4 protein-coding genes are annotated in these 5,711 nt (G+C 59.5%); 1 reads left to right on the forward strand and 3 read right to left on the reverse strand.

What is annotated here, in order from left to right; all coding sequences use genetic code 11:
- A partial coding sequence (locus B2V90_RS11085; protein ID WP_293921283.1) for a TonB-dependent receptor occupies positions 1 to 2,116 on the forward strand: 2,116 nt, incomplete at its 5' end.
- Positions 2,117 to 2,166: 50 nt separating this feature from the next.
- Here B2V90_RS11085 and B2V90_RS11090 read toward each other — a convergent pair.
- The 3 genes from B2V90_RS11090 to B2V90_RS11100 all read right to left on the reverse strand — a co-directional run bounded on the left by B2V90_RS11090 (position 2,167) and on the right by B2V90_RS11100 (position 5,636).
- A complete protein-coding gene (locus B2V90_RS11090; protein WP_228222983.1) occupies positions 2,167 to 3,075 on the reverse strand; it encodes a LysR family transcriptional regulator in 909 nt (302 codons plus the stop codon).
- 170 nt (positions 3,076 to 3,245) lie between these two features.
- Entirely contained in the window at positions 3,246 to 4,985 is a 1,740-nt protein-coding gene (locus B2V90_RS11095) for an acyl-CoA dehydrogenase (RefSeq protein ID WP_228222982.1), read from the reverse strand.
- A gap of 69 nt (positions 4,986 to 5,054) precedes the next feature.
- Positions 5,055 to 5,636 carry a TetR/AcrR family transcriptional regulator gene (locus tag B2V90_RS11100; protein ID WP_156843252.1) on the reverse strand — a complete coding sequence of 194 codons (582 nt, stop codon included), beginning with the start codon at positions 5,634 to 5,636 and terminating at the stop codon, positions 5,055 to 5,057.
- Positions 5,637 to 5,711 lie beyond the last annotated feature (75 nt).

Raw genomic sequence — 5,711 nt, forward strand, 5'->3', positions numbered from 1 at the left:
GACGCCGGAGCCCCAACCCTCTGGCCAGACCGAAGCCGCGAGGCCGACGGCGACGGAGGCGCTTTCCGAAGAGATCGTCGTGACGGCCACCAAGCGGGGCTACGCAGAGAGCGTGCAGAACGTCGCCATCGCGATGACCGCATTCGGGGAAGCTCAGCTCGACGCGAAGTTCGTGCAGAACCTTCAAAGCCTGAGTTATGATGTCCCCAATGTTCAACTGGACGGCGTCGGCACCGCGCCTGGCTACGCCAATTTCACGATCCGCGGGCTCGGCATCAACAGCACCATCCCGTCGATTGATCCCACCGTGGGCGTCTTCGTCGATGGCATCTATCTTGGTATCAACGCGGGCGTCGTGCTCGACAATTTTGATCTCGAAGGGGTCGAGGTCCTGCGTGGGCCGCAGGGACTGCTGTTTGGACGTAACGTGACTGGCGGCGCGGTGGTGATGCGCACCACACGACCGAGTTTCAGCTTCCGCGCGAACGCCAAGGCTTCGATCGAGACCGGCCTCAAGAAGACCGCAAGCGGTATGGTGACAGGGCCATTGATCGACGACATTCTGGCGGCCAAGCTGGCGGTGTATTACAGCAAGGACGACGGATGGTTTCGCAACCGCTTTGACGGCCGAAGCTTCGGCAAGTCGCGCGACATCATCGTTCGGCCTGCGCTGTCATTCAAGGGCGGCGACAATTTCCGCATGGATCTTCGCTACGAACATGGCGACGTCGATGGCGACGGCGCGCCCGTGCAGAGCCATGCCGTATTCCCACGCGACACATTTGGCCTGTCGATCGACTCTCCGGGTTTCTACAAGGCGGTCTGGAACCAGGCAATCGTCGAAACGAATATCGACGTTGGCTTCGGTGAAGGCGTTATCACGAATATATCGGGCTATCGTCAGTTCCAGTCGAGAACCGTCACCGACATCGACGGTACGCCACAATCCTTCTTCAACGGCTATTTCAACATCAATCAGAAGCAGCTCAGCAACGAGCTGCGCTATGCCGGCAAATTTGGCGCCATCGAGCTAACCACTGGCCTCTACTATTTCACGCAGGATCTGCGCTACGCCGAACGGCGCAACCTGTTTGCCAACACTCGGATCGTTTCTGGCGGCGGGAGTCAGGACCAGACGACGTGGGGCGTCTTCGCATCAGTAGACTGGCATTTAACCGATACGTTGACGCTCAACCTCGGCGGTCGCTACAGCTGGGAACGCAAGGCCGTCCAAATCGCCACCTTGCGCGCCAACGGATGCGACATCGACACCCTGATCTGCGCAACAAATTTCGTCGACAGCGACAACTGGAAGAGCTTCACGCCAAAGGTCGGCCTGCAGTGGAAACCTGATAGCCAGACTCAAGTCTATGCTCTCTACACGCGGGGCTTCCGCAGCGGCGGCTACAATTTGCGCAACACCGACGCCGGCGTTCCACCGGGGCCGTTCGACCAGGAGATGCAGGACAGCTTTGAGATCGGTACAAAGAAGAAGTTTGGGCGAAGCCGCCTCAACCTCGCCTCCTTCTACAACCGGATGAAGAACCTCCAGCGCGAGATCAACCTGCCCGGCCCATTGGGGGTTAGCCAGGTGATTCGCAACACTGCGGACGCGACGATCGCCGGCCTCGAAGCGGAGGGCCAGTTCTTCGTCCTGCCCAATCTCGTTCTGTCAGGACAGCTGGGTTACGTTCACGGCCGGTACCGCAACATCCGCTTCGATATCAGCGGTGACGGCATCATCAACGACGTGGATCGAGACCTTAAGCTCCCCAGGCTTTCGCCCTGGACCTACGGTGGAGGGCTGACCTACGATCAGAAAATAGGTAGTTTGGGCATTGCAACGGCCCGCATCGATTTTACGCACCGTGACAGCGCCAGATTCACCGACAACAATGCCGGGTTCCTACCCGCAGCGGACATGCTGGATGCGAGCCTGACCTATGCGACCGCCAGCCAGAGGTGGCGCCTTTCCATCTACGGCCGCAACCTTCTCAACGAAGTCACCTATGGTGGTGACACGCCCTTGTCCGCCGCATTCGGTGGTCCCGGCGCGAGCTTGTCTCCTCTGAACAAAGGGCGGGTGATCGGCGGAGAGGTAGCGCTGAGTTTCTAACGCACGGCGCGGGGTACGGCCAGCCCGGACCCCGCGTTTCGCATCCGGTGCTATGAATGGCGCGCCGATGACCAGCCTTGTCGCACGCGCGCGATGAGATCTTTCGCGGCGGGCTTGATTGGCCAGCGCGCCCGAACAGCATAAGCCAGCACCAGTGGTTCAAGCAGTCCGGCGTCCGGAAGTGCGACGAATGCTTCACGAAACCAGCCGGTCAGGGTAAACGCCTTGGCCACAAGACCCACGGCATCCGTCGAGGCCACGATCCTGCGGACCAGGGGAAAATAGTCCGTCATATGCACCCGGTACTCCGGGCGCTGACCGTCCTGCTCGTACATCTTCCGGATGATTGGCGTGTAGGGCTCGGATGAGGACGGCACAACGAAGTCGAAACGCGTGAACGTTTGCTTGTCGACGGATGTTTCCGCGAGGATCGGATGATCCTTGCGAACGAACGGCAGGATCTCGATCGTCGCAATGCGCTCGCATTTGAATTGGGGCCAACCCGCAAGCGCCGCCTCTAGCCCGAACGCGACGTCTATATCGCCGCGTGACAGCAATTGTACGGCCCGCTCGCTGTTGCCCGACACTGTATCTATGCGGACCGCTGTATGACGTTTCAACAGTCCGATTGCCGGATCGTTGATCAACCAGTCAATAGAACCGGGAAACAGACCGATCCGCAGCTGTCCCGCAAACGGATCAGCGCCACGATTGCGTTCGCCGAACAAATCCGCGGCATCGGCGAGCAGGCGTGCCGCGCGGTCAATGAAGTCTCGACCTTCCGGGGTGGTCGCGACGCCGCGCGAGGTCCGACTGAAAATGGCGAAGCCCAGCTGTTGTTCCAGATCGGCGACGCTTTTGGTCACCGCCGATTGCGTCACGCCGACATCCTTGGCCGCACCGGAGAAAGAGCCGAGGCGAGCAACTGCGACCGCATATTTCAGACGGGAGTCGAGCACAGATAATCCTTTACGTCATGCTCCGTCTTCCACGCAACGAGCGGGTGACACAACATCACTTAACATATCAAGGTACAGCTGGCTGCTCCCCGGACTATCGCGAGCCAATCGTACCCGTTTCTGAGCCTTCTCGTCTCCTTCTTTCAGCTCGAACGATGCCAAAGGACCACTCAGAAGCTTTCGTGCGCCAGCGCCATTATCGGTGCGGCACCTGCCTTGATGGCGCCAGCCAGCCCATATGCCTGCGGCAACACACGTGCCGCATAGTAGTTGGCAAGGGCGATTTTTTCGCCGTGACTTTTCGGATCGGCCGCAGCTGCCATACGTGCCCACATCCAGCCCAAACTCACCAACGCAAATAGGCGCAGATACTCGACGGCCGCCGCGCTCAAATCGTCCGCGCCGACACCTTTCAGGTCCGATGTCGCCGCCTTCAGCAAATCGAGAGTTTCGCCCGTAGCGGTCACAATCCTGGCTGCGGCTGAGGTCTCGCCGGCCTTTACCAAGTCGGCAGCAACACGTTCGAAAAAGTTCTGCGCCACCACGCCGCCGTCCATCGTGAGCTTGCGTCCGACCAAATCGATCGCCTGCACGCCATTGGTACCTTCGTAAATCTGGGCGATGCGCGCGTCACACACATATTGGGCCATGCCCCATTCTCGGACATAGCCATGACCTCCGAAGACCTGTTGCGCCTCGACGGCGCTCTCGAAGCCGAAATCGGTGAAACCGGCTTTTACGACTGGGGTGAGCAGCGCGACAAGTGCATCCGCTTTGGTCCGCTCACCTGCATCAGCATGGTGACGCGAAATCTCCATCTGCAATGCCGTCCAGCCCGCTAATGCCCGGCCGCCCTCGACAAAGGTCCGCACATTGAGAAGCATTCGCCGCACGTCGGCATGTTCAATAATCGGAACGGGATTCCGCGTTTCATCGGCGCTACGCCCCTGCACGCGGTCCTTTGCATACGCCGCTGCCTGTTGATAGGCAGCGCCGGCAATGCCCAGTCCCTGCATGCCGACCATCAGTCGCTCGGCGTTCATCATCACAAACATTGCGGCGAGGCCTCGATGCTGCTCTCCAACCAACCAGCCGGTGGCTCCATCATAGTTCATAACACAGGTCGGTTGGGCGTGGATGCCCATCTTTTCTTCAAGCGCACCGACCGACATCGCGTTGCGTGCAGTGAAGCCACCCTGCGCGTCGGGCAGAAATTTGGGGACTAGGAACAAGCTGATCCCTTTAACGCCCTCCGGTGCACCGGGCAGACGCGCTAGGACAAGATGAACGATATTCCCGCCGAAATCATGATCTCCAGATGAAATGAAGATCTTTTGCCCGGTAACACTGTAACTGCCGTCCGGTTCCGGTATGGCCTTGGTCTTGAGCAGGGCCAGATCGGTTCCTGCGCCGCTCTCGGTGAGCGCCATGGCACCCGTCCATTCTCCACTGACGAGTGGCGGCAGGCAGCGTGCCTTCATATCTTCGCTGCCGTGAGCGGCGATTGCCTCGGCCGCCCCGCGGGTCAAGCCGGGGAACAGGCTGAAGGACAGATTTGTCGCAGACATCATCTCATCGATCCAAAGTTGCAAGATGAAGGGCAGTCCTTGCCCGCCATGAGCCGGATCGGCTGATAGCGAGGCCCAACCACCGGCCGCGAATGTTTGGTAGGCATCCGGGAAACCGGCGGGTGTCTGCACCGAACCATCTGCCAGCTGGCTTCCCTGTTCGTCGCCAACGCGGTTCAGCGGGGCCAGTGTCTGAACGCAAAGCTTGCCCGCTTCTTCCAGGACAGCGACGGCCAGATCCGCGTCCACTTCCCGTTCCAGCGCCTGCATAGTGCCGTCAAAGTCGAGCACGTCCGTTAGCAGGAAGCGATAGTCAGCGATTGGGGGTACATAATCCTGCATCGGGTAGTCCTCTCGGTGATTGAAAGGCTTTACACCAAACGTCTGTTACACTCAAGCTTGGATAGGGAACTAGGGCATTTCCGGGCCCTCGTGCCGGAACAGCAGTGCGATCTGCCGCCCGATGACACGCGGTGACAGGCCACCGGGCCGGTACCAATCCGCCGCGCCATTGAGCTGTGCCAGCAGGAGGTTGCGGTATATCGACCGGTCGATTTCAGGCGGTAGCGGCAATGCGTCCACCAGCAGGCGGAACGGTCCTTCGAACCGATCGCGCCGGGCGATAAGCGCTTCACGCACATCGTCCGGCACCTCACGAAAATCGTTCATCATGGGCATGGTCAACGATTCAGGATCGAGCTGGATCTCCAACAGCGCGACACACGCCGCTTCTAGTTTGTCCCAAGGATCCCTCGCTCCACGGATTGCGGCGACTATTATTGCTTCTGCTGCATCCAGCGCGCCGTCATGCAGTTCGATGAATAGCGCGTCTTTGGATTTGATATGATGATAGAGCGAGCCGCCGAGCACGCCTGCTTGTTCGCCAATTTCGCGCATCGACGTGCCTCGATAGCCTTTGCGCGTGAAGATCCGCGCCGCGATTTCCAGTATCTGGGCACGCCGTTGCCTGCCCTCCGTTCTAGCTCGAGTCATAGCAGTTGGCATAGCCTGTTCGTCATAGGCTGAAAACATACGACGTTATGGCGCTAGAGGTTGTTATGAACCTGT

This window comes from Sphingobium sp. UBA5915, from assembly GCF_002431195.1.
Taxonomy (GTDB): Bacteria; Pseudomonadota; Alphaproteobacteria; order Sphingomonadales; family Sphingomonadaceae; genus Sphingobium; species Sphingobium soli.